Raw genomic sequence first — 25,139 nt, 5'->3', positions numbered from 1 at the left:
GGCGGGCGCATGACAACCGCGCCCCGCTCATCTCCTGTTCATCTCCCTATATCTATTAGTGTGTCTTGCGGTTTCCGGGCCGGATCAGTCGATCAGCCGCCCGTTGGCGTCGAAGAACGGGTGCGCCGGGCCGTAGTCCCCGCTGGCGGCGAGGTGGGTCACCAGCCCGTGGGCCGGGTGCCACCAGTGCAGCAGGTAGCCGGGCGGCTCCATGCGGAAGCGGGAGGCGGCCTGCGGATCGAGGTCCAGCGCCACCTGATGGGCCGGCCCCGGCGCGGTGATGGCGATGGTGCCGCCAAAGCGCCGCGTGATCTGGCGGTGCAGGTGGCCGCAGACCACGCGCTCCACCTGCGGGTGCCGGGCGATCAGGGCCTCCAGCGCGGCGGCGTTGTCGAGCCCCTGCTGGTCCATGTGGCCGATGCCGGTGACGAAAGGCGGGTGGTGCAGCATCAGCAGCGTCGGCTGGGCCGGCACGGCGGCCAGCGTGGCATCGAGCCAGGCCAGTCCTTCGGGTGTCACCCGGCCGCCGGGCTGGCCGGGGACGGTGCAGTCGAAGCCGACCAGCCGCAGCGGGCCCGCCGCCATCGCATAGTGGATGGGCGCCTCGCCGTCGCCGTGGTCGAACAGGTAGGCGTGGTCGGGGAACACCTTTCGCAGCGTGGTGCGGTGGTCGTGGTTGCCGGGCAGCAGCCGCACCGGCATCGGCAGCCGTTGCAGGATGTCGCGCAGGAAGCGGTATTCGTCTTCGCTGCCGAAGTCGACCAGATCGCCGGTAATGATGACCGTATCGGGGATTTGCGGGGCCGCCAGCAGGGTGTCGATGGCCTGATGGAGCGCGCCGGCCGTATCGACCCGCCGGTAGGACAGCTTGCCGCCGGCCTTGATATGGAGGTCGCTCAGTTGCGCGACGAGATAGGGGGAAGGAGCGGTCATGCAGCGTCGGGAAGGGTGATCAGGTGGGCGGTGTCGATGCGCAGGCCGACGCGTGCGCCAGCCGGCCAGCCGTCGCGGCGCGCGGTATCGACAATCAGCGGCGTGGCGGCGCCCACGTCCACCAGCAGGCGTGTGTGGTTGCCGAGGAACAGCGCGGTGACCACGGTGCCTTCCACATGGGCGCGATCGGCGCTATCAGCGTGCACCAGCGCCACGTCCTCGGGCCGGAACATCAGCCGCGCGGCTGGCGTCGCGGGGGCGTCGCTGGGCGGCCCCATCGGCACGCTGCCGCCGGGCACGCGCCACAGACCGGCCTCGGCCTGCGCGGGCAGGTGGTTCATGGTGCCGATGAAGTCCGCCACGAAGGCGTTGGCCGGCGCGCGGTAGATCTCCTGCGGCGTGCCGGACTGGGCGATGCGGCCGCGGTCCATGACGATGATGCGGTCGCCGAGCGCCATCGCCTCGGCCTGGTCGTGGGTGACGTAGACCGCGGTGATATGGAGGCTGCGCAGCAGCTGGTTGATGTCCGCGCGCAGGGCGTCGCGCAGCTTGGCGTCCAGCGCGGTCAGCGGTTCATCGAGCAGCAGCACGCGCGGCTGCACGGCGATGGCGCGCGCCAGGGCCACGCGCTGCCGCTGGCCGCCGGAGAGCTGGTCCACGCGGCGGTCGGCGAACGGCTCCAGGTGCATCATCGATAACATATCGCCGACGCGCCGGCGCTGCGTGGCGCCATCCACGCGCCGCACGCGCAGGCCATAGCCGATGTTCTCGGCCACGGTCATGTTGGGGAACAGCGCGTAGTTCTGGAACACCATGCCCACGCCGCGCTGCTCGATCGGCTGGTCGGTCACGCGGGTCTCGCCAAACCAGACCTCGCCACCCGCGTCCGGCTGCTCCAGCCCGGCGATGATGCGCAGCGTGGTGGTCTTGCCGCAGCCGGACGGCCCCAGCAGCACCACGGTCTCGGCGGCGCCGATGTCGAGGTCGAGTGGTTGCAGGGCCAGCGTGCCGTCCGCGAAGGTCTTGGCGCACTGGCGCAGGCGAATCGGGGTGGGCTCATGCATGGCGGGTCTCGACGGAGGCGGTTACGGGCGTGGCGGCGGGGAGTGGGGCGGTGGCCGGCTCGGCAGGTTCTGATACATGGCGGCGCGCGCGGGCGCCCATGGCGCTGAACGCCTGCATCGCTACCAGCAGCGGAATGATCATGACAAAGAAGACGATGGTGTAGGCGGAGCCGATCTCCAGCCGCATCGACGCGTAGCTGTCCGCCAGCCCCACCGGCAGGGTTTGCGTGGTCGGGGTGTGCAGCATCCAGGTCAGGTTGAACTCGCCCACGGACAGCGTGACCACCATCAGCGCCCCGGCCAGGATGCCCTGCCGGCAGTTCGGCAGCACCACGGTGAAAAAGCGCTGCAGCCGCGTGGCGCCCAGGCTGGCGGCGGCGTCTTCCAGCGTGCGGATGTCGATGGCGGACAGGATGGCCAGCACTGCCCGTACCATGAACGGCAGCGTGAACAGCACGTGGCCGATCAGGATGAACACCCAGCTCGTGCGCAGCGCCTGCCAGCCGCCATAGAGCAGGATCAGCCCCAGGGCGGTGGCCAGCCCCGGCACGGCCACGGGCAGCATCAGCAGTTCCTCGATCAGCCGGGTCACGCGGTTGCGGCGCAGCGCCATGTAGTAGGCGGCGGGCACACCAATCACCAGCGTGCAGGCCAGGCAGGCCAGCGCAATGCCGAGCGAGAGGAAGATGGTGTTGCGATAGAGCGCCCAGACTTCGAGCAGCCAGCGCGTGGTCAGTCCGCTGGAGAGGCCCACGAAGATGTTGTTGGTCAGCCCGGCCAACACGGACAGCACCACCGGTACGGTCATGAACAGACAGACGGCCAGCGTGAGCGCCAGTTGCAGCCAGTAGCCGGCGCGGCGGCGCGGTGCGGTCATCGGTGGTTTCTTCATGGCTTTTTTCGCGGTACTCATGCGGTGGCGGCGACGGCGTCGCCCGAGATCCAGCGCGCCACAGCCAGCAGGGCCCAGGTGACCGCGCCGAGCAGCAGCGAGAGCGCGGCGGCCATGCCGAAGTTGGCGTAGTTGGTGAACTCGTTGTAGATGGTCAGCGGCAAGACGTCGAGCTGCGTGGCGAGCGTGAAGGCCGTGCCGAAGGCGCCCATGCTGGTGGCGAAGCAGATCGCCCCGCTGGACAGCATGGCCGGCATCAGCGCGGGCAGCATGACGTCCCGCACCACGCGCCACGGGCTGGCGCCGAGCGACCGTGCGGCTTCCTCGAGCGAGGGGTCGAGCTTCTCCACGGCGGCCATCACGGTCAGGATCACGCGCGGAATCGAGAAATACAGGTAGCCGACGAACAGCCCGGCCAGCCCGTAGGCGAAGGTCCAGCGCTCGCCGGCCAGCGCGTCGCCGACCATCGCCAGCAGGCCGTTGCGCCCGCCGAGCATGATGACCATGAAGCCGATCACCACGCCGGGAAAGGCCAGCGGAAACGTGAGGATGGCCACCAGCACGGGTTTGCCGGGCACGGGGTGGCGCTGGAGGAAGGTGCCGGCGATGCCGGCAATCACCAGCGTGGCCAGCGTGACGGCGGCGGAGAGCGCCACCGTCACCAGCAGGCTATGCAGGTAGCGCGCGCTGGTCAGCACGGTCCAGTAGACGCCCGCGCCCTGCTTGCCGGTGACGCTGACCTCGATCAGGCGCGCCATCGGCAGGCAGAAGAACGCCAGGAAGACCACCAGCGCGGGCAGGGCGAACAGGAACAGCGGGAGAGATCGCTTGGTCATGGCAGTGACGGGGGCGGTTTGGTCCAAGATTGGTGTTCTCCCCGCTCCCGCAAGCGGGAGCGGGGAGAACACACGCGGCAAGCTGCAAATGCTTACCGCACTTCCTTCATGTACTGCTCGCTGAACGCCTTCTGCGCGGCGGCCATCTTGCCGAAATCGACCGGCTTGGCGCGGGCGTAGTCGGCGGCCGGCAGGAAGCGCGCTTCCACGTCCTTCGGCATCGGCACGTTACGCACCGGGCGCAGGTAGGCGTTGGCCCACAGCGCCTGGCCGGCGTCCGACAGCACGAAGTCCAGCACCTTGCGGCCCTCGGCCGGGTGGGGCGCGTTGTTGACCAGGCTCATCACGTACGGCACCACCAGCGAGCCTTCCTTCGGAATCACGAAGGCCACGTTGGCGCGGTCCTTGTAGCGGGCGCGGTAGGCGTTGAAGTCGTAGTCGAGCAGGATCGGGATTTCGCCGGACAGCACGCGGGCGTAGGCAGTCTGCTTCGGCACGATCGGCTGGTTCTTCTGCAGGTCCTTGAAGAACTTGTAGGCCGGCGCGAAGTTGTCCAGCGAGCCGCCAAGGGCCTGGTTCACCGCCACGGCACCCACATAGCCGACGAAGGCGCTGGACGGGTCCAGGTAGCCGATCAGCCCCTTGTACTCCGGCTTGAGCAGGTCGGCCCACGACTGCGGCACGGGCTTGCCGCGCAGCGCATCGACGTTGACCATGAAGCCCAGCGTGCCCGAGTGGATGGCGAACCAGTTGCCCTGCGGGTCTTTCAGGCCCTCGGGGATGTCGGCCCAGTGGGCCGGCTTGTACGGCTGGGTCACGCCGTCGGCCTTGGCCTGGATGCCGAAGGTCACGCCGAGGTAGGTCACGTCCGCCACCGGGCTGGCGCGCTCTGCCACCAGCTGCGCGAGCGCCTGGCCCGAGTTCTTGTTGTCGAGCGGCACCGTCACGCCGCTCTTTTCCTTGATGGCGCGGATCTGCGCGGCCCAGTCGGCCCATTCGGGCGGGCAGTTGTAGCAGATGGCGGTCTGCGCGGCCGCGCCCTGGCTGAAGGCGACGCCGAAGGCGGTGGCCGCCACGGCAGTGGCCAGCCAGCGCAGCGGGCGGCGCCAGGAAAATTGCGTTGTCATGTCAGGCTCCCGGGTTTGAGATCGATTGGATAAGGACAGCAGGGCGGCAGGCGAAACGGTCAGTCAGGCGATCGGTCAGGATGCAGGCGGCGCGGCCACGGTGCCGGCCACGCGCAGCGCGTGGGGCAGCAGGGTCACGCTCGGGGCGGAGGCGGACTGCGCCTCCGGACGCGTGCCGGCGTGCAGGCGCTTGAGCAGCAGGCGCACGGCGGTGGCGCCGATGTCGGTATTGGGCTGCACCACGGTGGCCAGCGGCGGCTCCACCAGTGCGCCGAGCGCGATGCCGTCGTAGCCGAGCACGGAGACGTCGCGCGGCACGCGCAGGCCCAGGCGCTTGAGATCCGAAATCACGCCGATCGCCAGCAGGTCGTTGGTGCAGAAGAACGCGGTGGGCGCGGTGGCGCCGCCCATCAGCGTGCCAATCCGCTCGCTATGGCTGGCGGTATGGGAGGGCAGGTTCACGGGCGGCAGCGGCGGCAGGCCATGGGCGCGCATCGCATCCTCATAGCCGGCGAACCGTTGGCGGGCGCGGTCGGACGCCATGAACGCGCCCGACACCACCGCGATGCGCCGATGCCCCGCAGCGATCAGCGCGTTCACGCCCTCGCAGGCGCTGGTGCGGTTGTCCACGGAGACCGAGTGCCGCTGGCCGGCCGTGCTGGCCTGGTTGTAGGCCAGCACGTAGGGCACGCCTTCACTGTCGAGCTGGTCGAGCACGGCGCTCTGCGCGGCGTCCGAGACGGTCAGCACCATGCCGTCCACGCGGTGGCGCAGCAAATATTCCACACGTTCGCGCTCGCGGGCGGAGTCGTAGCCGCTGGTCACCAGCATCAGCGAATAGCCGGTGGCCAGCGAGACTTCCTCGATCCCGGCCCAGCATTCGGCGAACACCGCGTTCTCCAGCGTGGGCAGCATCACGCCCAGGATGCGCGTCTGCTGCGAGCGCAGTTTGGCGCCGAGCAGGTTGGGCCGGAAGGCCAGCCGGCGCGCGGCCTCGTGCACGCGCTGGGCGGTGGTCTCCCGCACCAGCTGCGGATGGCTGAACACGCGCGAGGCCGTGGCCAACGAGACTTCGGCGGCCAGCGCCACGTCCGCCAGCGTCACGCCATTGCCGCGTTCGCCTTCGGTATCGGCAGACAGCAAAACGGAACGGCGGGCGTTGGGCATGGGTAGGTTCGGCGGGTAGTCGGCGAGCAATGAAAACGTTTTCATTGAAGCGCCAAAAAATCAGGCGTCAAGGTATTCCGTCGCTGCAGTGCCGCATTTGCGGCAGGCCCGGCGGGCTTGCGCCTGTTGAATCGGGGTCAATTCGGGTTGATTCGGGGTGGATTCTCCGGCCGTTTCATGACGCCGCCATGACAGCACCCATGCGCCTTTCGTCACAAAATTGCCACACAAGATCGGGAATATGCCGGACCGGGCGCATGGACCGACGCCTTGTCGCGGGTACGGCACCGGTGTGACGCAAAGTGCACGCTGCATGGGATCCCCCCTGCAAGTGGGGGATCAAGTTGCGTCTTGGGCGCGCCGTTAGCCAGCAGTGGGAGTGGCTTTTGCCCACAGCACGATCCACAGCCAGTTTGAGTGCAAGCCCTTGTCGCGACCTCTGACGCCTACTATTGCCGATTGCCTCGAACACCAACGCCTGCGGCCTGTTTTCCAGCCGATCGGGTCGCTCGCCAATGGCGAGATCATTGGCTACGAGGCCCTGATCCGCGGTCCCGCCGGGACGCCGCTGGAGAGCCCTGTTGCGCTGTTCGCTGAAGCGGCGCGTCTGGGTTGTCTGGTGCGGCTCGAGCGGCTGGCGTCACGCATCTGTATTGCCGCGTTCATGCGCGCCGGGCTCCCCGGCAAGCTCTTCATCAACTACAGCGCGGATTCGATTCGCGAGGTGGACAGCCATCGCGACGAAGTGCGCGCCTTCCTGAAAACCCACGGCATTACTTCGGACCGCATCGTCATCGAACTGACCGAGCAGGCCCCGCTGGGCTCGCTGGATAGCCTGTCGCGGGCGGTGGAGTCCATCCGTGGGCGCGGCGCCCAGTTCGCGCTGGACGACTACGGCACCGGCCACGCCAGCCTGGGGCAGTGGATCGCCCTGAAACCCGATTACGTGAAGATCGCCCGCGTGGTGGTGGATGGCGTGGCGACGTCGCCGTTCCAGCTGGAGGCGCTGCGCGCCATACGCCGGCTGGCCGATAGCAGCGGCACGGCGCTGGTGGCGGAGGGTATCGAGCAGGAAGCGGATCTGCGCATCTGCCGCGACCTTGGCATCGACTACGCGCAGGGCTACCTGCTGGCACGGCCCACGGCCGAGCCGCCGCTGACGATTTCGGAAGACGCCTTGCGCGTGATCCGTTCCGGCCCGGTGGAGGTGTTGCCGGGCGACAAGGTGTCCGAGCCAGGCATCGACCCAGCCATGCGCCTGCGGTCCGGCGAGTAAGCCCGGCCGTCCTTAGCGGACGGGCGCCGGCGCCATTGACGGGCCAGCAGGGAGCGGGGAGGGTGCGCTGGGTCCGATCGGCGCGCCTGGCGCAGAAGCCATCACCGGTTCCGGCTCCGATGCCGGGATGACCTCGACGACTTCATTGGCATCGAGCGCCATGCCGGGCTCGGCGGCTTCCCCGTGCTCGGTATTTGCCCCGCCTGCCTGACTGTTCCCAGCCATCGCCGCAGAGGCACCAGATCCCCCCGAACCTCCCGCACCTCCGGATGGCATGGCCTCCGCCTCCGTGGCCGGCAGTACCGGCCGGCGCGGCGACGGGCGCGGGGTGGCCGGCGCCTGATCGGACTTGTTCGAAGCGAACAGCCGCTGGAACCAGCCACGCACCTGCCCCGTGATCGACGTGTACCAGGTCTTCTCGTCCGCCTCGGCAAACCGCGCACGGCCGTCGATGACCCGCGTGCGTAGCGCGCGCTGGTAGAAATCGCCGACGATGGGCAGCGCGCTATGGGCGCCCTGGCCCCAGTAGTCGCTGCGCAGCGTCACGCGGCTGTCGTTGAAGCCCACCCAGGCGCCCGCCACCAACTGCGGATGCATCAGGATGAACCAGCCGTCGGCGTTGTCCTGCGTGGTGCCGGTCTTGCCGGCCACGTCGGCGCGGATGCCGTAGCGGCTGCGGATGGCGGTGCCGGTGCCGCGGTCGATCACATCGCGCATCACATCGACCAGCGTCTCGGTGGCCGTGGCCGACAGCGCCCGCTCGGGCGACGGCTCGCGGAACTGCGCCAGCACATTGCCTTCGCGGTCCTCGATGCGCGTGACCATGGTCGGTGCGATGTACAGGCCGCCGTTGGCGATGGTGCCGTAGGCCGACACCATCTCCTTGAGCGTGACCGGGCTGGTGCCCAGCGCCAGCGACGGTACGGCATCGAGCTTGCTCTCGCGCACACCCATGGCCCGCGCCAGCCGCGCCACGCGGTCTGGCCCCACGGCCTGCACCAGTTGCGCGGTGATGGTGTTCTTCGAATAGACCAGCCCGTCGCGCAGGCTCAGGGCGCGGCCCGTGGCGGGGGACTCGTCGGTCGGGCGCCAGATCTCGCCGCCGGCCAGTTGCATTTCCACGGGGTTGTCGAACAGCGTTTCCTCGGGGGCGTGGCCGTGCGCGAAGGCTTCGCCATAGACGAAGGGCTTGAACGTGGAGCCCGGCTGGCGGCGCGCCTGGGCCACGTGGTCGAAGGCATCGACCGTGAAGTCCCGGCTGCCGACCCAGGCGCGGATGGCGCCCGTGGACGGGTCCAGCGCCATGAAGCCGGCCTGCACGCGCGTTTTCTGCTGGCGCAGCGCCTGCATGAACGCGCGGTCGGCGAAGAGACGCTTGAGCGCGTCCTCCTCGCTCTGGCCGCTGGCGACGGCGCTGCGGAACTCGGGCGTCTCCCGCACGAAGGCCTGCACCAGCGCCCGGCTTTCCGCCCAGCCCGCGCGCGGCGCCCAGGCCGCGTTGGCAATCGACTGAAGCTGGTTGCCCTGGCGCGTGACCGCCTGGTTGGCCATGGCCTGGAGGCGCGAATCGATGGTCGTACGGACGACCAGCCCATCGGTATAGAGGTTGTAGTCGTTGCGATCGGCCCAGCCGATCAGCCATTTGCGTAGCTGCTGGGCGAAGTGGGCGGCCGGACCGGGGGCCTCGGTCTGGCGCTCGAAGTCGATCCGCAATGGCCGTTTCCTGAGCGTCTCGAAGCGGCCGGCATCGAGCTTGCCGCGTTTGACCATCTGCGCCAGCACGATGTTGCGCCGCTCCAGCGCGCGCTCGGGGTTCAGCACCGGGTTGTAGTAGCTGTTGCCCTTGAGCATGCCGATCAGCGTGGCGGCTTCCAGCACGTCGAGCTTGTCGGCGGATTTGTCGAAATAGGTGCGTGCGGCCATCTCGATGCCGAACGCGTTGTACAGGAAGGGCACCGTATTGAGATACGTCTCAAGGATCTCGTCCTTGGAATACAGCGCCTCGATCTTGAACGCGGTGATCGCTTCCTTGAGCTTGCGCGTCATGGTGGGCGCGCGGCCGATGTCTTCGGGATAGCGGTTGCGGGCCAGCTGCTGCGTGATGGTGGAGCCGCCCTGGCGGTCGCCCGAGAAGGTGTGGAACGCGGCGGAGGCGGTGCGGCGCCAGTCCAGCCCGTGGTGCTGGTAGAAGCGGTGGTCCTCGGTGGCGATCAGCGCATCGACGACATGGGGGGAAATGTCCTTGAGCCCGACCCAGTCGCGGTTGGCCCAGCGGTAGACGGCCAGCTCCTTGCCATCGGCGGAGAGCACCTGCGCTGGCTGTTCGGACTTGGCCTTGCGGATGTCGCTGATGCCGGGCGTGAACGGAATCAGGACCAGCAGATAAAGCAGGAACAGCGCCGGGATGGCCGCCACGCCCAGCAGGACTTCGCGCCGGGTGGGCCGGCGCAGCCGCTGGATTGCCGATTGCAGGACTGGCAGCCACCGCGATTGCAGGTGGGTGCGCAGTCGAGCCAGCGGGGCGGCAAGCCTTGGCTTGATAGGTCTTCTGATGGGGTCCAGGGGCATGACGCAGGCATGTTGCGTCCGCATCACATCCGGTCCGCTCACACGCCAATCTCGAAAGGTGTGAATCCTACCAAAACCCGGGTCGGGAAAACCCGGATTTTGCATGTTTTGCGTGCGCGTATCCCCCGGTAGTGGGGTGTTGCAGTAATGCCTACGACACATTCATTTCATATTGGGTTGTAACAATCCGCCTCGCCCCCCAAAGACCCGCACGGGCATCTGGTGCAGCACGGCGCCGCCGCGCGCCTGCCGCGACCGGAACGGGGAAGCATCTCAATGTCTTAACAAAACGAGAAACCACAGTGAAGAAAGCTCTATTTGCCCTGGCGGCAGCCGCTACCTGCGCAACGTCCGGCGCAGCCCTCGCCCAGTCCGCATCCAACGTCACGCTGTATGGCATTGTCGACGCCGGCGTAGAAGTGGCGACCCACGTGCCGGGCGGCAATGGTCAGACGGCCGTGCGCATGAACTCGGGCAACCTGTCCGGCTCGCGCTGGGGCCTGCGTGGCGTGGAAGACCTCGGTGGCGGCCTGAAGGGCATCTTCACCCTGGAATCGGGCTTCGATATCGACACCGGCGTGTCCGGCCAGGGCAACCGCCTGTTCGGTCGCCAGGCCTTCGTCGGCCTGCAAGGCAGCTTCGGCGCCGTGACCCTGGGTCGCCAGCAGAACTCGCTGTACGACCTGTTCGGTGCCTATGACCCGATGGGCGTGGGCCCGCGCTACTCGCTGAACAGCGTCGATTCGGGCTTCAACGGCCGCGCCGACAACGCCCTGAAGTACACCGGCAAGTTCGGCGGCCTGACCGCCACGGCCTTCTACAGCACGGGCCGTGACGCCGTGGCTGGCTCGCCGGGCGAACTGCCGGGCGACTACAAGGCTGGCCGCAACGTGGGCGCAGGCGTGGCCTACACCGCCGGCGGCTTCTCGATCGGCACGGCGTATGACCAGTACCAGGGCGCCACGTCGGCTACGTCCGACCGCGCTGCCAAGCGCCTGGCCGTGGGCTCGTCGTACGACTTCGGCGTGGCCAAGGTGTTTGCCGGCTACCGTTGGATGCGCGACGACGGCATCGCTACCGCAGCCACGGCAGCGACCCGCAGCAACGTCTACTGGCTCGGCGGCCTGTACCGCGTGACGCCGGCCCTGTCGCTGACCGGCGCCGCGTACTACACCGATGCCAACGACAGCGGCAACGATCCGTGGATGTTTGTCCTGTCGGCCGACTACTCGTTCTCGAAGCGTACGGACGCTTACCTGAACGTTGGCTACGTGCGCAACAAGGGCACGTCCAACCTGGGCCTGAGCGGTGTTGGCACGGCTGTGGCCGGCCAGAACCAGACCGGCGCAGTCGTCGGCGTGCGTCATCGCTTCTAAGCACCACGCTTGAGCGAGAGCCGGCAGGCGAGGCCTTTCCCCTCGTCCTGCCGGAAAGCACAACGCCCCTTGCCCGGCTTGGCGGGAAGGGGCGTTCTGCTTTTTGTGTTCGGTATTGGGGGCGGCGCGAAATTGGATCAGATGGGACGGGCGTGGCTCGCGTCCTCGGCGCGCAGGCGCTCCAGCGCCTTGGTCAACATCGCACCCTCTTCGGCTTCAGCGGTGTGGCACAGCGTGTTGATGGCCTGATGCAACTGCGTCTTGTCGTGCGGCGACAGCATGTCGGCGGCTTCCATGGCCTCCAGCTCCTTGCCAACGCGCTTGGCAAGCTTACGCACGAATTCCGGGTCGAGTTGCCCCTGGCTGGCACCATGGGCAAGGTGATAGACGAGGGCAGCTAGGCCCTCTGGTGTCGTTTCCGTCACGGCAATGGGATGGCGTTTCATGGCAACTCCGAGTTAAGGGCCGTTTCATTCTAACGATGGATCAGGTCGCGTAGTTTTCGAAATTTGCGTCAGCAGACAGTGGATGTGCGCGATGCTGCCCCACTGCGACTTATTACGGAAATATTGCGTGCGCAGAATGTCATCTTGTCGCGTCCGCTGTATATATCGCACTGAATAATGCGACCGGAGGGGTTGCCACGGGCCCGACAAAACACCGCCTGACCGATATCCACGGCAAGCCATAGAGCTACCGGGATGGGCCGGGTGGATTGCCAAGCAAGCGGGGAATCGGAGCCGTCCTAAGGACGGCTCTATTTGTTTGTGCGCCGGCACATTTCCATTGCAGTCCCACGACGATTCGGAAGCCGCGGCGGGAAACTCCCCGCACGCCGCGCGAATTCAGAGAACTGCTATAGACCGCCTCAATCGCGTCACGTGATGCTGTGTGCTCTTACCATGAATGGAAGAGGACATGATGCGAAACGACAAGCGGCACATGCTGGATGGGGCGAGCCGCACCGGCACTGGTGGCTGGCTGATCGCCACCAGCGATTCTACAAACATGGGCAAACGCCTTGGTCTGGAAGGGGATCACGCCACGTGCCCCGCCTGCAAGGTCGGCGGTCCCGTCTACAACGATTGCGATCCGCGCTGGACCGACATGGGGAAATCCGTGCTGGTGGAAGGCGCGCGCGTGTATTGCCAATGCAAGGAAAAGCCGCGGGTGTTTGCATCGCAGTACACGATGTCAACGGAGGTCACGAGCGGCGGGCGCGCCGGTGAGCATGTGGGGGGAACATCGGAAAAACCGCAAGCCCACAACAAGCTGGCGAGTGAGCCTAGCGGTGAAGCCCGCCCCGATGCTTCGAGTCGCGCCGCCTACGCGGCCGACCCGACGATGATCTGCCCCAATATGACCAATGCCGAATTCCATGCCACGGTATTGCGGGTTCGTGACATCGCCGTTGCGCATATGGACCAGCGGTTGATTGAGTTGCAACGCTGGAACGAGGCGGATCAGGAACGGGTTCGCATGTGGTTTGTGGACGCTACCCCGGATATTCGAAAGCGCCTGCGCGAGGGGATTCAGCGAATTCGGCAACTCTCCCTCGGGTTGACAGAACGGAATTTCTGCCGCTTCAGCGAAGAAGTCATGCGTAAAGTAGGTTGTATCCCGGCGGCGAGAGAAGGGGACGAGCCGGCGTGGGCAAGCGTATGCAAGGCCGACAAGACGTTTACGATTTTTATCGGTGTCACATATTGCTACTTACCGATCGAAGCCATCCGCCATAGAGGTGTGGTGGAGCCTGACGACAGCATGGTCACGGTCTTTGTTCATGAAGTTTCTCATTTTCCCGCCGCGATGGATAGCGCGGATACCTATTCGAGTATCAAGATTTCCCGCCTACTATCAAAGTATCGAAATAAATTTCTATTTAATAATTCCGACAGCATTGCTGCATACATATCGAATGTCTCCGATTAACGGCATCGTAATCATGGTAAATATGAAAAAACTAATGGCAGCTTTCATCTTCGCTCTAACAAGCTTGAATGTCGCTGCCTGCATCGTCTATGAGAGGCAATATCGCGTTCACTTCGAACCGGGATCCGCAACGGTAACCGCGAAGGAGATCAAGCGATTCGTCGAATGGCGAATCGCAACCCGGAAGTATTTCTTCTCAGGTTTCGACGTGTACCTGACGGCTTGGGAAAGCGAGGATGGATCTCGTGAACTGGCAACGGCCAGGGTCGAACAGGTTCGCAATCTGCTGCTGAAATTCGGCCTCAGTGCCAATAATGTGAAGGACACGGAATTCCGGCCCATTTATGCGGCGTCCGTGCATTACGGTCCGGACCTTGTGCGGATCGATGTGGATGCGCGTTGTCCGAACTATTGCTGCCGCGACGAGAAATGCTGCCCTGCGTGGCGGGCTGCGGAGGAGGCTGCCAGGTAGACCCCGGTTCGCCCCCAGTTCGCCGCAATATCACCTGGATATTGCGGCGAACGGCATTGATAGCGGGGATCCTCGCCGCCAAAAACAGAGCCGCCTCAAAGACGGCTCTGTTAATCCTTCGTTCTCCCAAACCTACGGCGTACAAGGCGCCGCCATCGCCGCCCCCTGCCGCAGGGCCTTGTTGGTGTCTGAGTCGTCCGCCCCCAGCGTGTTGTCGGTGAACTTGCAGCCGTAGTTGGCGTTGGCCACCACCGATGGCGTCAGCACGTCGTCGCCGGCGGGAGGGGTGCCGGTTTGCTCCCAGGCCACCATGTCGTCGAACGCGCGCACCTGCTCGGCCACGGTGAAATCGCAGTGGCTGATGCCCCGGATCGCGCGCTGGACCAGCCATTTCGCCGTGCCGTTGGCGTCCGCGCGGCGCTTGTAGATCTGCTCCATGCTGAAGGGCACGTACATGTCGCCCAGCGTGTGCAGCGTCAGCACCGGCACGCTGATCTGCGCGGCCGTTTTCGGAATCCAGCGCAGGCCGTCGCGGCGCAGGCGGTTGGCGTCGGCCACCGGCTTCACGCGGAAGATCGAGGTGTTGATCGCCTGCTCCTCGGGCGTCAGCGCCGCGTCGTCATCCATCTGGAAGGTCAGGCCGGTGGTGTCCACCACGTTCTGCGTCAGCACGCCGTTGACCGTGCCATCCTGGCCGAAGGTGCTCCAGACCGCGTCCTGCAGGCTCTTGGAGGCGGGGCTGCCGCTGAAGCCGATGGCGAACATCGGCCGCTCGCCGCCTGTCAGGTTCTTGACGATCTGGCGGAGTTTCTCGCCCTGGCCCGTGTTGGTGACCGGGTAGGTGGTGAACAGCGCCGCCTGCACCGAGGTCACGATCTGCGCCCAGTTGCTCACGGGCCAGGACGTGGCCGGCACGTTGGCCAGCAGTTGGGCGGCGGTCTGGTAGCCGCCGAAGTAGTTGAACAGCTCGGTGTCGCCCACCACGCCGCACATCGGCACCGCGCCGTGGTACGTGACCTTGTGGTTGGCCGTGGCGATCGTCTCGGTTTCCACGGCTGCCGCGCTGACATGGCCGCCCATCGAATGGCCGATGATGTACACGCGCGTCGGCGCGGCCAGCGTGCGGCCGTTCTGTTTGGCGATGTCGACGAAGGCCAGCGCGAGCGCGTTCGTGTCTTCCACGCCTGCCCGCACGTCATAGTAATTCGTTGAATAACTGGACGCGGCCCAGGCGTAGCCGGCTTCCAGCAGGTGACGGCGGATGCTCGGCGGATTGACGTCGAGCGCGTTGCCGGTGCCGGCGTAGCCATGCGCATACATCACGAGCTTGCCGTTCCAGGCCGCGGGCACCTCGACCATGTAGCCGGCCTTGCCGAGCACGCCGGACCAGCGGTCGGCGGCGGGTGCGCCCGCCATCGGCGTAAATTTCTGCGTCACAGCGGCGGTGTCGATGGTGAACGTGCGGGTGTCCTGCGGCCGCGCGTCCTCGGGCTGCACGGTGGGCGGCGGGGTTTCGGCGACAGGCGGAGCAGGTGGTGGATCGTCACTACCGCCGCATCCCGACAAGAGGAGGCCGGCCACGACGAACAGGGCTGCCTGCGAAACAGCTCGATGCATGATGTCTCCTTGGAATTCGTTTTTATTCGATAAGTGAAGCCGCGTCACTGTAGCGCTGGCGCACGCGGCATCCAACATCTCAAACGGGTGTAAGAAATGGTGCGGCGCATCGATTGATGCAATGCATCAGGGTCATTGAACATCACAATTGGCGCCGTGGCAGGCGGGCCAAATAAGATGGCGCGGCGCCCCCTCACTTGCCTGTTTTCAGGCATTTCCGAGGACCCACAAAATGGCTCGATTCAGACGATTCGCACTCAGACCCGTCGCTTACGGCCTTGCTGCCCTGTTTTCCCTCTCCGCCGGTGCCCAGACCATGACGCGCGACAACGGCGCGCCCATCGGCGACAACCAGAACTCCCAGACCGCCGGCCCGAACGGTCCCACGCTGCTGCAGGACGTCCACCTGATCGAGAAGCTCCAGCGCTTCCATCGGGAGCGGATTCCCGAGCGCGTGGTGCACGCACGCGGCACTGCAGCACAGGGAGAATTTGTGTCCGAAGGCGATTTTTCGGACCTGACCACCGCCAAGGTGTTCGCCGGGGCTGGCAAGCGCACGCCGGTCACGGTGCGGTTCTCGACGGTGATCCACGGCAAGGGATCGCCCGAGACCGTGCGCGATCCGCGCGGCTTCGCCACCAAGTTCTACACGGAAGAGGGCAACTGGGACCTGGTGGGCAACCACACGCCCATCTTCTTTATCCGTGACGCGATCAAGTTCCCGGACATGGTTCACTCGCTGAAGCCGTCGCCCGTGACCAATCTGCAGGATCCGAACCGTTTCTTCGACTTCTTCAGCAGCGTGCCGGAGAGCACCCATATGCTGACGCAGCTCTATTCGGACCTCGGCATCCCGGCGTCGTACCGGATGATGCAGGGCAACAGCGTGCACGCGTACAAGCTGGTCAACGCCAAGGGCGAGGTGCACTACGCCAAGTTCCAGTGGCGTCCGCACCAGGGCGAGAAATATCTCACCCGGGCAGAGGCCGCGAAGATCCAGGGCACCGACTTCAACAACCTCACCAGCGACCTGTTCGGGGCCATCCAGCGTGGCGATTTCCCGAAATGGGACTTCTACGTGCAGCTGATGAAGCCCGAGGATCTCGGCAAATATCGATTCGATCCACTCGATTCGACCAAGGTCTGGCCCGACGTGCCGTTCCGCAAGCTCGGCACCATGACGCTGAATACCGTGCCGGAGAATTTCTTCGAGACCTCGGAGATGTCGGCCTTCGCCCCGTCGAACCTCGTGCCGGGCATTGAGCCGTCCGAAGACCGCATGCTGCAGGGCCGGCTGTTCTCGTACTACGACGCGCAGACGTACCGGCTCGGCGCCAACAAGCAGAAGCTGCCGGTCAACCGTCCGCGCGTGGCGGTCCGCAACTACAACAGCGACGGGCATGGCGATATCGGCGGCACGACGGGCGATATCAACTACCAGCCGTCGCGGATGGCCGGGGCGTATTCCGACAATCCGCACTATCGCTTTGCACGCACGCCGCTGGCGGGCACGACCCAGCAGGCGCCGATCGCTCGCACGGACAACTTCACGCAAGCCGGCGACTACTATCGCAAGTTGTCCAAATCGGGGCAGGAGAACCTGATCGGCAACCTGGCGGCCGACCTCGGCGTGGTGAAGCATGCGGAAGTGAAGCAGATCATGCTTAGCCACTTCTACAAGGCCGATGCCGACTATGGCCAGCGGCTGACCAAGGCGGTCAGCGGCGATCTTGCCGATGTGCAACGACGCGCCGCGCTGCTGAAGGACTGATGGCGTGAGGCCACGCCGTTAGGAGAACGGCGGGCGGCGGCCCCGCTAGCTGTCTCAGGGCGCCTCCGGGGCCGCCGCCGCAATCTCGCGCACCTGCCGCATCACCCCTTCGGCAAACAGCACCGGCCCGCGCACCGGCACGCCGGCCGTGCGCAGGGCGTGCGCGGTCCACGTATTGCAGGTGTAGAAGCCCGCGTAGGTGGCCGTGGCCGCGAAATACAGGCCGCCTTCGTAGGGACCATCCCCGAGGCCGATGGGCTTGTCCGACGCGTCCGTCTGCACCGCATCGCCAAGAAACTCGCGCAATTGCGAGATGCCGGCTTCGTCGAGCGCGAGCCGCACCACGTTACCGGCGCCGTAGGCCGCCGCTGGGGTATCCCGCAGGATCGTCAGCAGGATGGCGCCTTCTCCGGGGAACAGCGCCGAGATCAGCGTCATCGGGCCGCGCTCGCGGCTCAGCAGGTATTGACGATCCCCAAATCCAAAACAAAGAAAACGCGAGCCGGCGTAGCCCACGGTCAGCCGCAGCAGACGCGCATCGGCGTCCTCGGTGCGGATGCAGAGTTCGGTGTGCCAGTCGCCTTCCACGACGTCGATGGTGGTGACCGGCGTGACCGGGGCGGCAGCAGGCGTGGCGTTGCAGCCTGCCAGCGTGGCGGCCATTGCGCTGCCGACGAGCCACCGCCACGCGCGCATCACGATGGCGCCACTGTCCGTTCGATCATGCCGATCATCGCCGCGCGGAATGCGTTGGCGTCCGCGCCGGATGCGATGGCCAGCGCGGTGCGGTCGAAGGCGGCCGAGAGCAGGGCGGCCAGCGCATCGATCGGCGTGCCGCCGGGCAGCCCGTGGCCGACCGCCATCGCCAGACCCTCGCGCAGCGTGCGGCCCGCGTGGGCGGCATCGAGCGCGAACATCGCTTCGGTGCCGAGCACGGCCGGTCCGTCGATCAGCAACAGCCGGGTGCGGCCCGGCACGGTCATGGCGGCCAGATAGGCTTCGCTGCCGGCGATCAAGGCCGCGCGCACCGGCAGCGCGTCCGGGGCGGCCAGCTCGATCTCCCCGGCCACGGCGCGCGCCTCCTCCTCCAGGATGGCGCGGAACAGGTCCTGCTTGTCCGCGAAATGGTGATAAAGGGCGCCGCGCGTGATGTCTGCCGCCGCCACAATCTCGGGCGTGGAAGTGGCCGCATAGCCCTTTTCGACAAACAGCTTGCGCGCGGCGGATAGCAGGGCAGCGCGCGTCGCTTCTGTCCGTTCCTGGTTCGAACGGGTCTTTTTACTTTGCATACATACAGCCTGTATGTTATAAATTCAGGAAAGATACAGGCTGTATGTTATGCGATCCGCGCCCGGCCGGCGCGCCACAACGGAGACTTGCGATGAAAACAACGAGTTACTACCCGGTGATCATGACCACGAACGTGGCGGAGACGGTGGCGTTCTACACGCAGCACGTGGATTTCCGCCCGCTGTTCGAGAGCGACTGGTACGTGCACCTGCAGTCCAACGCCGACGCGCGCACGAACCTCGCCATTCTCGATTGCACGCATGAGACGATTCCCACCCCGGCGCGCGGCCAGCGGGCGGCGGGGCTGCTGCTCAACTTCGAAGTGGAGGATGTGGACGCGGTGCACGCCCGCATGCAGGCGGCGGGGTTGCCGATCCTGCTGCCGTTGCGCGATGAAGCGTTCGGCCAGCGCCATTTCATTACCGTGGACCCCAGCGGCGTGATGCTGGACATCATCCAGCCCATTCCGCCGAGCCCCGAGTTCGCGGCGATGTACGACGCCAGCGCGTTGCCGGGCTAATACCTCGATACTTCAGCCCCCGAGCGCCCAGCCTGCCGCCGCGCAGGCCAGCACCACGGCCCACGGCGGCAGCCGCCACGCGGCCAAGGCCACCAGTGCCAGCAGCCCGAGCGCGAAGTCCGCCGGGGCGTGGATCGCGCTGGTCCAGACCGGCGAGTACAGCGCCGCCACCAGCAGGCCGACCACGGCGGCGTTCACCCCGGCCAGCGCCGCCTGCGTGCCGGCGTTGCGGCGCAGCCGCTCCCAGAACGGCAGCGCGCCAAAGACCAGCAGGAACGATGGCGCGAAGATCGCCACGAGGCAGAGCATGCCGCCCGCCCATCCTGAGGGGGCCGTTTGCATCGCGCCGCCAAGGAAGGCGGCGAACGTGAACAGCGGGCCCGGCACGGCCTGCGCGGCGCCATAGCCGGCCAGGAAGGTGTCGTTGTCGACCCAGCCCGTAGGCACCACGGCCGCCTGGAGCAGCGGCAGCACCACGTGGCCGCCGCCGAACACCAGCGCGCCGGCCCGGTAGAAGGCATCGAACATTGCCAACGGCTGGCTCGGAAACAGCCGATGGGCCAGCGGCAGCGCCACCAGCAATACGACGAACGCCAGCAGGAAGGCCGCGCCGGCACGCTGGCCGATGGGCACCGGCAGCGCCGCGTGCGGCTGCACCTGCGCGGGCCGGAACCAGCGCGCGCCGGCCAGCCCCGCCGCCAGCATCACGGCCACCTGGCACCACGGCGACGGCACGACGATGACCGCCGTCGCCGCCAGCGCCATCACGCTCAGGCGCGGCGCGTCCGGGCAGAGCGAACGCGCCATGCCCCACACGGCCTGCGCCACCACGGCCACCGCCGCCACCTTCAGGCCGTGCAGCAGGCCGTCCGGCACGTGATTGCCTGTGGCCGACAGCCCCATCGCCAGCACGATCAGCGCGATGGCCGATGGCATGGTGAAGCCCAGCCATGCCGCCAGTGCGCCCCGGTAGCCGGCCCGGGACAGCCCGATCACCATGCCGACCTGGCTGCTGGCCGGCCCGGGCAGGAACTGGCAGAGCGCGACGATATCGGAATAGGCTTGCTCGCTGAACCAGCGCCGCCGCGTGACGAAGGCCTCCCGGAAATAGCCGAGATGCGCCACCGGGCCGCCGAACGACGTCAGCCCCAGCCGCAGGAAGATCAGGAAGACCGCCCAGGCGTTGCCGCGGGCGTCTGTGTGTTCGAGGTCTGGCACGGCACTCATGGCGATTGGGGGGGCGGCGTCTGGCCCTCGGCGGGGCGGATGGTGGCGAGCAGCCCGGTGCGGCCGCTGCTGGCGAGGTTATCGAAAGTTAATGACAGGCCGTGCAGCGTGGCCACGCGCCGGGCGATGGAGATGCCCAGCCCGTTGCCCTGTTCACGCTGCCCGACGCCCCGGAAGAAGCGGTCGCCCAGGCGCGGCAGCAGGCCGGGCGCCACGCCGGGGCCGTGGTCGGACACCGTGATCGCGTCTGGGGCGAAGGCCAGCGTCACCAGCGTGCCGGCGGGGCTGTAGCGGATGGCGTTGTCCATCAGGTTGCGGAGCATGATGCCGAGCAGTGCCGGATCGCCACACACCGGCAGGGGCGGGTGGATGGCCGCCGGCCACGTGACCTCCATGTCCACCTGGCGACGCTCGGAGAGCGTCAGGCAATCGGACAGCACCTGCTGGACGATCTCGCGCCAGTCCACCGCCGCGCGCACCGGCTGCGTGTCCTCGTCCTCGAGCCGGCTCATGGTCAGTAGTTGGGACACCAGATGGCTCAGCCGGTCGATGCCGGCCTCCACGTTCGCAGAGGCCTGCGCGCGTTCCTCGGGATCGTTCGACTGGCGCGCCACGTCCCACTGCGCCTTGAGCGCGGCCAGCGGGGTGCGCATCTCGTGTGCGGCATCGGCGGTGAGCTGGCGTTCGTGCTCGATCAGCGCCGAGACGCGGTGGAGCAGGGTGTTCATCGCGCCGACCAGCGGCGCCAGTTCCGGCGGCACATCGGCCAATTCCAACGGCGCGGGGTCGCCGGGGGCGCGCGCGGCGATGGCAGTGGAGAGCGCGCGCAGCGGCCGCAGCGTGGCGCGCACGGCCCACACCACCAGCGCCATCAGCAGCGGCACGCCCAGCACCCACGGCAGCACCTGGGCCTGGAGGTAGGACACCACCAGTTCCTCGCGCTCGGCCTGGATCTGTCCGACGCAGACGCGCCAGCCTTCCACCGGATCGTCGAGGTAGTAGAGCCGCCACGGCACACCGTCGATGGAGACGTTGGTGAAGCCCTTCACACGCGGCGCGCGGGGCAGGCGGTCGCCGTCCGGATCGATATGCAGCGGCTCGCCGCCGGGCCGCCACGCGGCGATGGCGAGGTCGCCCAGGCCCGCGTCACCCATGTCGCCCAGATCGGCATCGCCGGGCAGGGGACCGTTCTGGGGCGGCGGCTGCGGCACCGCGCCCACATTGATCAGCGGCAGCACGGCCTGCATCTGCTGGGCCATGCGCACCATGGCGGTGTCGTACAGCTCGTTGATCTCCTCCTGTGTGCTGAGGTAGATCAGCACGCTGGTGAGGCTCCAGGCGAGGGCCACCCCCACCAGCACGGCCAGGATCAGGCGCCGCTGCAGGGTCATGCGTCGTCTCCGGGGCTGGCGATGGCTTCCGGCGTGCCGAGCGTGTAGCCTGCGCCGCGCAGGGTGCGGACGATGCCGGGGTGGATCTTGCGGCGCAAATGATGGATGTGGACCTCGAGCGTGTTGCTCTCCGAACCCTGTTCCCAGGCGTAGAGCTTTTCGCGCAGGAATTCGCGCGTCAGCACGCGGCTCGGGTGCGCCAGGAGCACCTCGAGCAGCATGGCCTCGCGGGCAGTCAGGTCCACGGGCTGGCCCTGCCACGTAGCTTGTCGGGCAGCCGGCTGGTAGGCCAGCGCGCCGTGGTGCCAGACCGGCTCGGGCATGCCCGCGCTGCGTCGCGTGACGGCGCGCAGCCGGGCGGCGAGTTCGTCGAGATCGACGGGCTTGATCAGGTAGTCGTCGGCGCCGGCATCGAGGCCGCCGATGCGGCTGGACACCGCATCCCGCGCGGTCAGCATCAGCACCGGCGTCTGGCAGCCCTGCTGGCGCCAGCGGGCGAGCAGGGCCACGCCGTCGTCGTCGGGCAGGCCGAGGTCGAGCACCACGGCGTCGTATTGCATGTTGGCGATGGCGCGCTCCGCCTCCGCGCCGGTGGTGAACCAGTCCACGGCATGCCCCTTGAGCTTCAGCCCGCGTTGCAGGCCGTCGCCGAGCATGGGGTCGTCTTCAACGATAAGGATTCTCATCTTGGGTGCGAAAAAGGACGCATACGGCACGGGGAACGGCGTGAAGCGTAGCACCGCGCGGGCGGCGTCGCACGCTTAATGTGGGATTAAGGTTGCTCTCCTAACCTGCGCGCTCGTCTCACCCAGTCCCCCCGCGCGCATGCCGCAATCGCAGTCTCATCCGCAGTCCCCCTCCCTGTCCACTCAGCAGCCCGCCGTCACCCCGGCCCGTCCGCTGGAGGGCTGGCGCCTGGGCGCCTGGTCGCCAGCCATGGCCTGGGCCGCTGCGTTCATCGCCGTGGCGCTGCTGGTCTGGTTCGGCACGCTCGGCATGCGGCACCTGCTGGGGCCGGACGAGGGCCGCTACGGCGAAATCTCGCGCGAGATGCTGGCCACCGGCGACTGGGTCACCATCCGCTACGACGCGCTGAAGTACTTCGAGAAGCCGCCGTTCCACATGTGGGTCACGGCGCTGACGTACGCGCTGTGGGGCGTGGGCGAATGGCAGGCGCGGCTTTGCGTGGCGCTGGCCGGGCTGGCTGGCATCGTCATGTCGATGCTGGCCACGTGGCGCTGGTTCGGCATCCGCGCGGCGGCGTTTACGGGACTGGCCCTGCTGGCGGCGCCGATGTGGAGCGTGGCCGCGCATTTCAACACCCTCGACATGACGCTGGCGGGCGTGATGTCCTGCGTGCTCGCCTGCATGATGCTGGCGCAGCATCCCGCCGCTTCGGCCAGCGCGCGGCGCGGCTGGATGCTCGCCTGCTGGGCGGCGATGGGCGCCGCCGTGCTGACCAAGGGGCTGGTGGGCGTAGCGCTGCCGGGGCTGGTCCTCGTTATCTATATAGGCATCACGCGCGACTGGCGCTTGTGGCGTCGGCTGCACGTATTCACCGGCATGCTGGTGCTGCTGGCCGTGGCCGTGCCGTGGTTCTGGCTCGTATCGGTGCGGAACCCGGAATTCCTGCATTTCTTCTTTATCCACGAACACTGGCAGCGCTATACCTCGGGCGTCCACTCGCGGCCGGGGCCGATCTGGTACTTCCTGCCACTGGTGGTGGGCGGCTTCCTGCCGTGGGTGGGACTGTTCCCGCGCCTGTGGCGTGCCATCGGTACGCCGCCGGTCGATGAGCCGGATGATGCGGCGGAGCGCTTCCGCCCGGCGTTGCTGGCCGGCATCTGGGCCATCGCCATTTTCGTGTTCTTCAGCCTGTCGCGTTCGAAGCTGCCGGGCTACATCGTGCCCGTGATCCCGGCGATGGGCATCCTGGCCGGCGTGGCGCTGGACCGCCTCGATGTGCGCGCCTGGCGGCGCCAGCTCGGCGGCATGGCCATCGTGGCCGCGTGCGGCCTGCTGGCCAGCCCGGTGGTGGCCACGCTCAACGCCAACCATACGCCGAACGCCTTCTATCGCGCCTATGCGATCTGGGCAGCGGCGGCGTTCGTGGTGATGCTGCTGGGCATTGCCGCCGCGCGCTGGCTGCTGCGGCGCGGCGTGCTGCCCAGCGTGGCCGTGTATGCGCTCGGCATGTACCTGGGCTTCACGGTGGCGCTGGTCGGCCATGAAACCGTGGGCGGCCCGGCGTCCGGCGCGGACATCGCCCCGCTGGTGCAGCAGAAGCTCACCCCGGGCATGCCGTTCTATGGCGTGAAGATGCTCGATCACACCCTGCCGTTCTACGTCCAGCACCCGCTGACCATGGTGGCGGAGGCGGACGAACTGTCCTTCGGCACCGAGGTGGAGCCGGAGCGCTGGCTGCCCGATATGGCCGCGTTCGCCAAGGTCTGGCGCAACGGCCAGCCCGCCATGGCCGTGATGTCGCCGGAGAACTATCTGGCGCTGTCGCCCACGCTGCCGCTGTACGTGGTGGCGCGCGACTGGCGCCGGGTGGTGGTGACCAACGTGCCCACCCCGAGCCCGACGTCGCGCTGACCGGCTTTCCTGCTTACCTTTCTGTTCCTGTCTGAAACCATGCATCCCAAGCGAGTCCTGATTCTTGGCGTCAACGGCTTTATCGGCCATCACCTCACGCGCCGCATCCTCGAGACCACCAACTGGGAGGTCTACGGCATGGACATGGCCTCCGACCGCCTCGGCGATCTCGTGAACCATCCGCGCCTGCACTTCTCCGAAGGTGACATCACCATCAACAAGGAGTGGATCGAGTACAACATCCGCAAGTGCGACGTGGTGCTGCCGCTGGTGGCCATCGCCACCCCGGCCACCTACGTGCGCCACCCGCTGCGCGTGTTCGAGCTCGATTTCGAAGCCAACCTGCCGATGGTCCGCGCGGCCGTGAAGTACAAGAAGCACCTGGTGTTCCCGTCGACCTCCGAGGTCTACGGCATGTGCGCCGACGATGAGTTCGACCCGGAAGCGTCCCCGCTGGTCTACGGCCCGATCAACAAGCCGCGCTGGATCTACGCCTGCTCCAAGCAGCTGATGGACCGCGTGATCCACGCCTATGGCATGGAGGAAGGGCTGAACTACACGCTGTTCCGCCCGTTCAACTGGATCGGCGCCGGGCTGGATTCGATCTTCGAGTCGAAGGAAGGCTCCTCGCGCGTGGTGACGCAGTTCCTGGGCCATATCGTCCGGGGCGAGCCGATCAAGCTGGTCGATGGCGGCGCCCAGAAGCGCGCGTTCGCCGATATTTCGGACGGCATCTCGGCCCTGATGCAGATCATCGAGAACAAGAACGGCGTGGCCAGCGGCAAGATCTTCAACATCGGCAACCCGGCCAACATCCACTCGGTGCGCGAACTGGCCGAGATGATGCTCAAGATGGCTGCCGACTACCCCGAGTACGCCGAAGAGGCCCGCAAGACCAAGATCGTGGAAACGTCGTCGGGCGAGTTCTACGGCAAGGGCTACCAGGACGTGCAGCACCGTGTGCCGAAGATCGACAACACGATGGAAGAACTGGGCTGGCAGCCGAAGCTGAACATGGAGCAGGCGCTGCGCCGCATCTTCGAAGCCTACCGCGACAAGGTGGTGGAGGCGCGTACGCTGGT

Annotated in this window: 22 protein-coding genes; 8 read left to right on the top strand and 14 right to left on the bottom strand. The window is 67.0% G+C overall.

What is annotated here, in order from left to right; genetic code table 11:
- Nucleotides 1–84: 84 nt before the first annotated feature.
- The 6 genes from AC1DP9_RS08925 to AC1DP9_RS08900 form a co-directional block, all read right to left on the bottom strand.
- Complete coding sequence (locus tag AC1DP9_RS08925; protein WP_477107109.1) at nt 85–933, bottom strand: phosphodiesterase; 849 nt, start codon at nt 931–933, stop codon at nt 85–87.
- Entirely contained in the window at nt 930–1,997 is a 1,068-nt protein-coding gene (locus tag AC1DP9_RS08920; RefSeq protein WP_092295051.1) for an ABC transporter ATP-binding protein, read from the bottom strand. The genes AC1DP9_RS08925 and AC1DP9_RS08920 overlap by 4 nt, the downstream gene beginning before the upstream one ends.
- Nucleotides 1,990–2,874, bottom strand: coding sequence for an ABC transporter permease (locus AC1DP9_RS08915; protein ID WP_477107307.1), 885 nt, complete (start codon nt 2,872–2,874; stop codon nt 1,990–1,992). The genes AC1DP9_RS08920 and AC1DP9_RS08915 overlap by 8 nt, the downstream gene beginning before the upstream one ends.
- 32 nt (nt 2,875–2,906) lie before the next feature.
- Entirely contained in the window at nt 2,907–3,725 is an 819-nt protein-coding gene (locus AC1DP9_RS08910; protein ID WP_477107108.1) for an ABC transporter permease, read from the bottom strand.
- Between the two features lie 92 nt (nt 3,726–3,817).
- Nucleotides 3,818–4,852, bottom strand: coding sequence for an ABC transporter substrate-binding protein (locus AC1DP9_RS08905; RefSeq protein WP_477107107.1), 1,035 nt, complete (start codon nt 4,850–4,852; stop codon nt 3,818–3,820).
- A gap of 75 nt (nt 4,853–4,927) precedes the next feature.
- Complete coding sequence (locus tag AC1DP9_RS08900) at nt 4,928–6,019, bottom strand: substrate-binding domain-containing protein (protein ID WP_477107106.1); 1,092 nt, start codon at nt 6,017–6,019, stop codon at nt 4,928–4,930.
- Between the two features lie 427 nt (nt 6,020–6,446).
- Here AC1DP9_RS08900 and AC1DP9_RS08895 point away from each other — a divergent pair, with 427 nt between their 5' ends.
- Nucleotides 6,447–7,295: an EAL domain-containing protein gene (locus AC1DP9_RS08895; protein WP_477107105.1), complete on the top strand. Its 849-nt coding sequence runs from the start codon at nt 6,447–6,449 to the stop codon at nt 7,293–7,295.
- A 12-nt stretch (nt 7,296–7,307) separates the two neighbouring features.
- Here the strand turns inward: AC1DP9_RS08895 and AC1DP9_RS08890 are convergent, their stop codons facing one another.
- Nucleotides 7,308–9,863 carry a penicillin-binding protein 1A gene (locus AC1DP9_RS08890; RefSeq protein WP_477107104.1) on the bottom strand — a complete coding sequence of 852 codons (2,556 nt, stop codon included), beginning with the start codon at nt 9,861–9,863 and terminating at the stop codon, nt 7,308–7,310.
- A gap of 302 nt (nt 9,864–10,165) precedes the next feature.
- On the opposite strand from AC1DP9_RS08890, the gene AC1DP9_RS08885 reads away from it, so the two are divergent.
- Nucleotides 10,166–11,239, top strand: coding sequence for a porin (locus tag AC1DP9_RS08885; protein ID WP_092295055.1), 1,074 nt, complete (start codon nt 10,166–10,168; stop codon nt 11,237–11,239).
- Between the two features lie 137 nt (nt 11,240–11,376).
- On the opposite strand, the gene AC1DP9_RS08880 is transcribed toward AC1DP9_RS08885, so the two are convergent.
- Nucleotides 11,377–11,685 carry a hypothetical protein gene (locus AC1DP9_RS08880; protein ID WP_092295057.1) on the bottom strand — a complete coding sequence of 103 codons (309 nt, stop codon included), beginning with the start codon at nt 11,683–11,685 and terminating at the stop codon, nt 11,377–11,379.
- A gap of 472 nt (nt 11,686–12,157) precedes the next feature.
- On the opposite strand from AC1DP9_RS08880, the gene AC1DP9_RS08875 reads away from it, so the two are divergent.
- On the top strand, nt 12,158–13,171 hold the full coding sequence (locus AC1DP9_RS08875; RefSeq protein WP_477107103.1) for a M35 family metalloendopeptidase: 1,014 nt from the start codon (nt 12,158–12,160) through the stop codon (nt 13,169–13,171).
- A 34-nt stretch (nt 13,172–13,205) separates the two neighbouring features.
- The gene (locus AC1DP9_RS08870) at nt 13,206–13,643 is read left to right on the top strand and encodes an OmpA family protein (RefSeq protein WP_477107102.1); all 438 of its coding nucleotides are present in this window, start codon (nt 13,206–13,208) and stop codon (nt 13,641–13,643) included.
- Nucleotides 13,644–13,775: 132 nt separating this feature from the next.
- On the opposite strand, the gene AC1DP9_RS08865 is transcribed toward AC1DP9_RS08870, so the two are convergent.
- Nucleotides 13,776–15,260, bottom strand: coding sequence for an alpha/beta hydrolase (locus AC1DP9_RS08865; RefSeq protein WP_477107101.1), 1,485 nt, complete (start codon nt 15,258–15,260; stop codon nt 13,776–13,778).
- A 232-nt stretch (nt 15,261–15,492) separates the two neighbouring features.
- On the opposite strand from AC1DP9_RS08865, the gene AC1DP9_RS08860 reads away from it, so the two are divergent.
- Nucleotides 15,493–17,031: a catalase gene (locus AC1DP9_RS08860; RefSeq protein ID WP_477107100.1), complete on the top strand. Its 1,539-nt coding sequence runs from the start codon at nt 15,493–15,495 to the stop codon at nt 17,029–17,031.
- 54 nt (nt 17,032–17,085) lie between these two features.
- On the opposite strand, the gene AC1DP9_RS08855 is transcribed toward AC1DP9_RS08860, so the two are convergent.
- Together AC1DP9_RS08855 and AC1DP9_RS08850 are read right to left on the bottom strand one after the other, a co-directional pair.
- The gene (locus AC1DP9_RS08855; protein WP_092295067.1) at nt 17,086–17,727 is read right to left on the bottom strand and encodes a DUF2459 domain-containing protein; all 642 of its coding nucleotides are present in this window, start codon (nt 17,725–17,727) and stop codon (nt 17,086–17,088) included.
- Nucleotides 17,727–18,320 (bottom strand): TetR/AcrR family transcriptional regulator, encoded by a 594-nt coding sequence (locus AC1DP9_RS08850; RefSeq protein WP_092295068.1) that lies wholly within the window; start codon nt 18,318–18,320, stop codon nt 17,727–17,729. Before AC1DP9_RS08850 ends, AC1DP9_RS08855 begins: the two co-directional genes overlap by 1 nt.
- A gap of 92 nt (nt 18,321–18,412) precedes the next feature.
- Between AC1DP9_RS08850 and AC1DP9_RS08845 the strand changes: the two genes are divergently transcribed.
- Nucleotides 18,413–18,841 carry a VOC family protein gene (locus AC1DP9_RS08845; protein ID WP_477107099.1) on the top strand — a complete coding sequence of 143 codons (429 nt, stop codon included), beginning with the start codon at nt 18,413–18,415 and terminating at the stop codon, nt 18,839–18,841.
- 12 nt (nt 18,842–18,853) lie between these two features.
- Here the strand turns inward: AC1DP9_RS08845 and chrA are convergent, their stop codons facing one another.
- The 3 genes from chrA to AC1DP9_RS08830 are packed head-to-tail and all read right to left on the bottom strand — an operon-like array spanning nt 18,854 to nt 22,145.
- A complete protein-coding gene (chrA, locus tag AC1DP9_RS08840; RefSeq protein WP_477107098.1) occupies nt 18,854–20,068 on the bottom strand; it encodes a chromate efflux transporter in 1,215 nt (404 codons plus the stop codon).
- Nucleotides 20,065–21,459 (bottom strand): ATP-binding protein, encoded by a 1,395-nt coding sequence (locus tag AC1DP9_RS08835; RefSeq protein ID WP_441592687.1) that lies wholly within the window; start codon nt 21,457–21,459, stop codon nt 20,065–20,067. The genes chrA and AC1DP9_RS08835 overlap by 4 nt, the downstream gene beginning before the upstream one ends.
- The gene (locus AC1DP9_RS08830) at nt 21,456–22,145 is read right to left on the bottom strand and encodes a response regulator (RefSeq protein ID WP_477107097.1); all 690 of its coding nucleotides are present in this window, start codon (nt 22,143–22,145) and stop codon (nt 21,456–21,458) included. Before AC1DP9_RS08830 ends, AC1DP9_RS08835 begins: the two co-directional genes overlap by 4 nt.
- A 139-nt stretch (nt 22,146–22,284) precedes the next feature.
- Between AC1DP9_RS08830 and AC1DP9_RS08825 the strand changes: the two genes are divergently transcribed.
- Both AC1DP9_RS08825 and AC1DP9_RS08820 read left to right on the top strand, forming a co-directional pair.
- Entirely contained in the window at nt 22,285–24,057 is a 1,773-nt protein-coding gene (locus AC1DP9_RS08825) for a glycosyltransferase family 39 protein (protein ID WP_477107096.1), read from the top strand.
- Nucleotides 24,058–24,096: 39 nt separating this feature from the next.
- On the top strand, nt 24,097–25,139 hold a 1,043-nt coding region (locus tag AC1DP9_RS08820), incomplete at its 3' end, for a bifunctional UDP-4-keto-pentose/UDP-xylose synthase (RefSeq protein WP_477107095.1).

The organism is Cupriavidus sp. 01L43 (genome assembly GCF_056399925.1).
The sequence above is the reverse complement of the archived record's forward strand: the minus strand, read 5'-3'. Positions and strand labels throughout refer to the sequence as shown.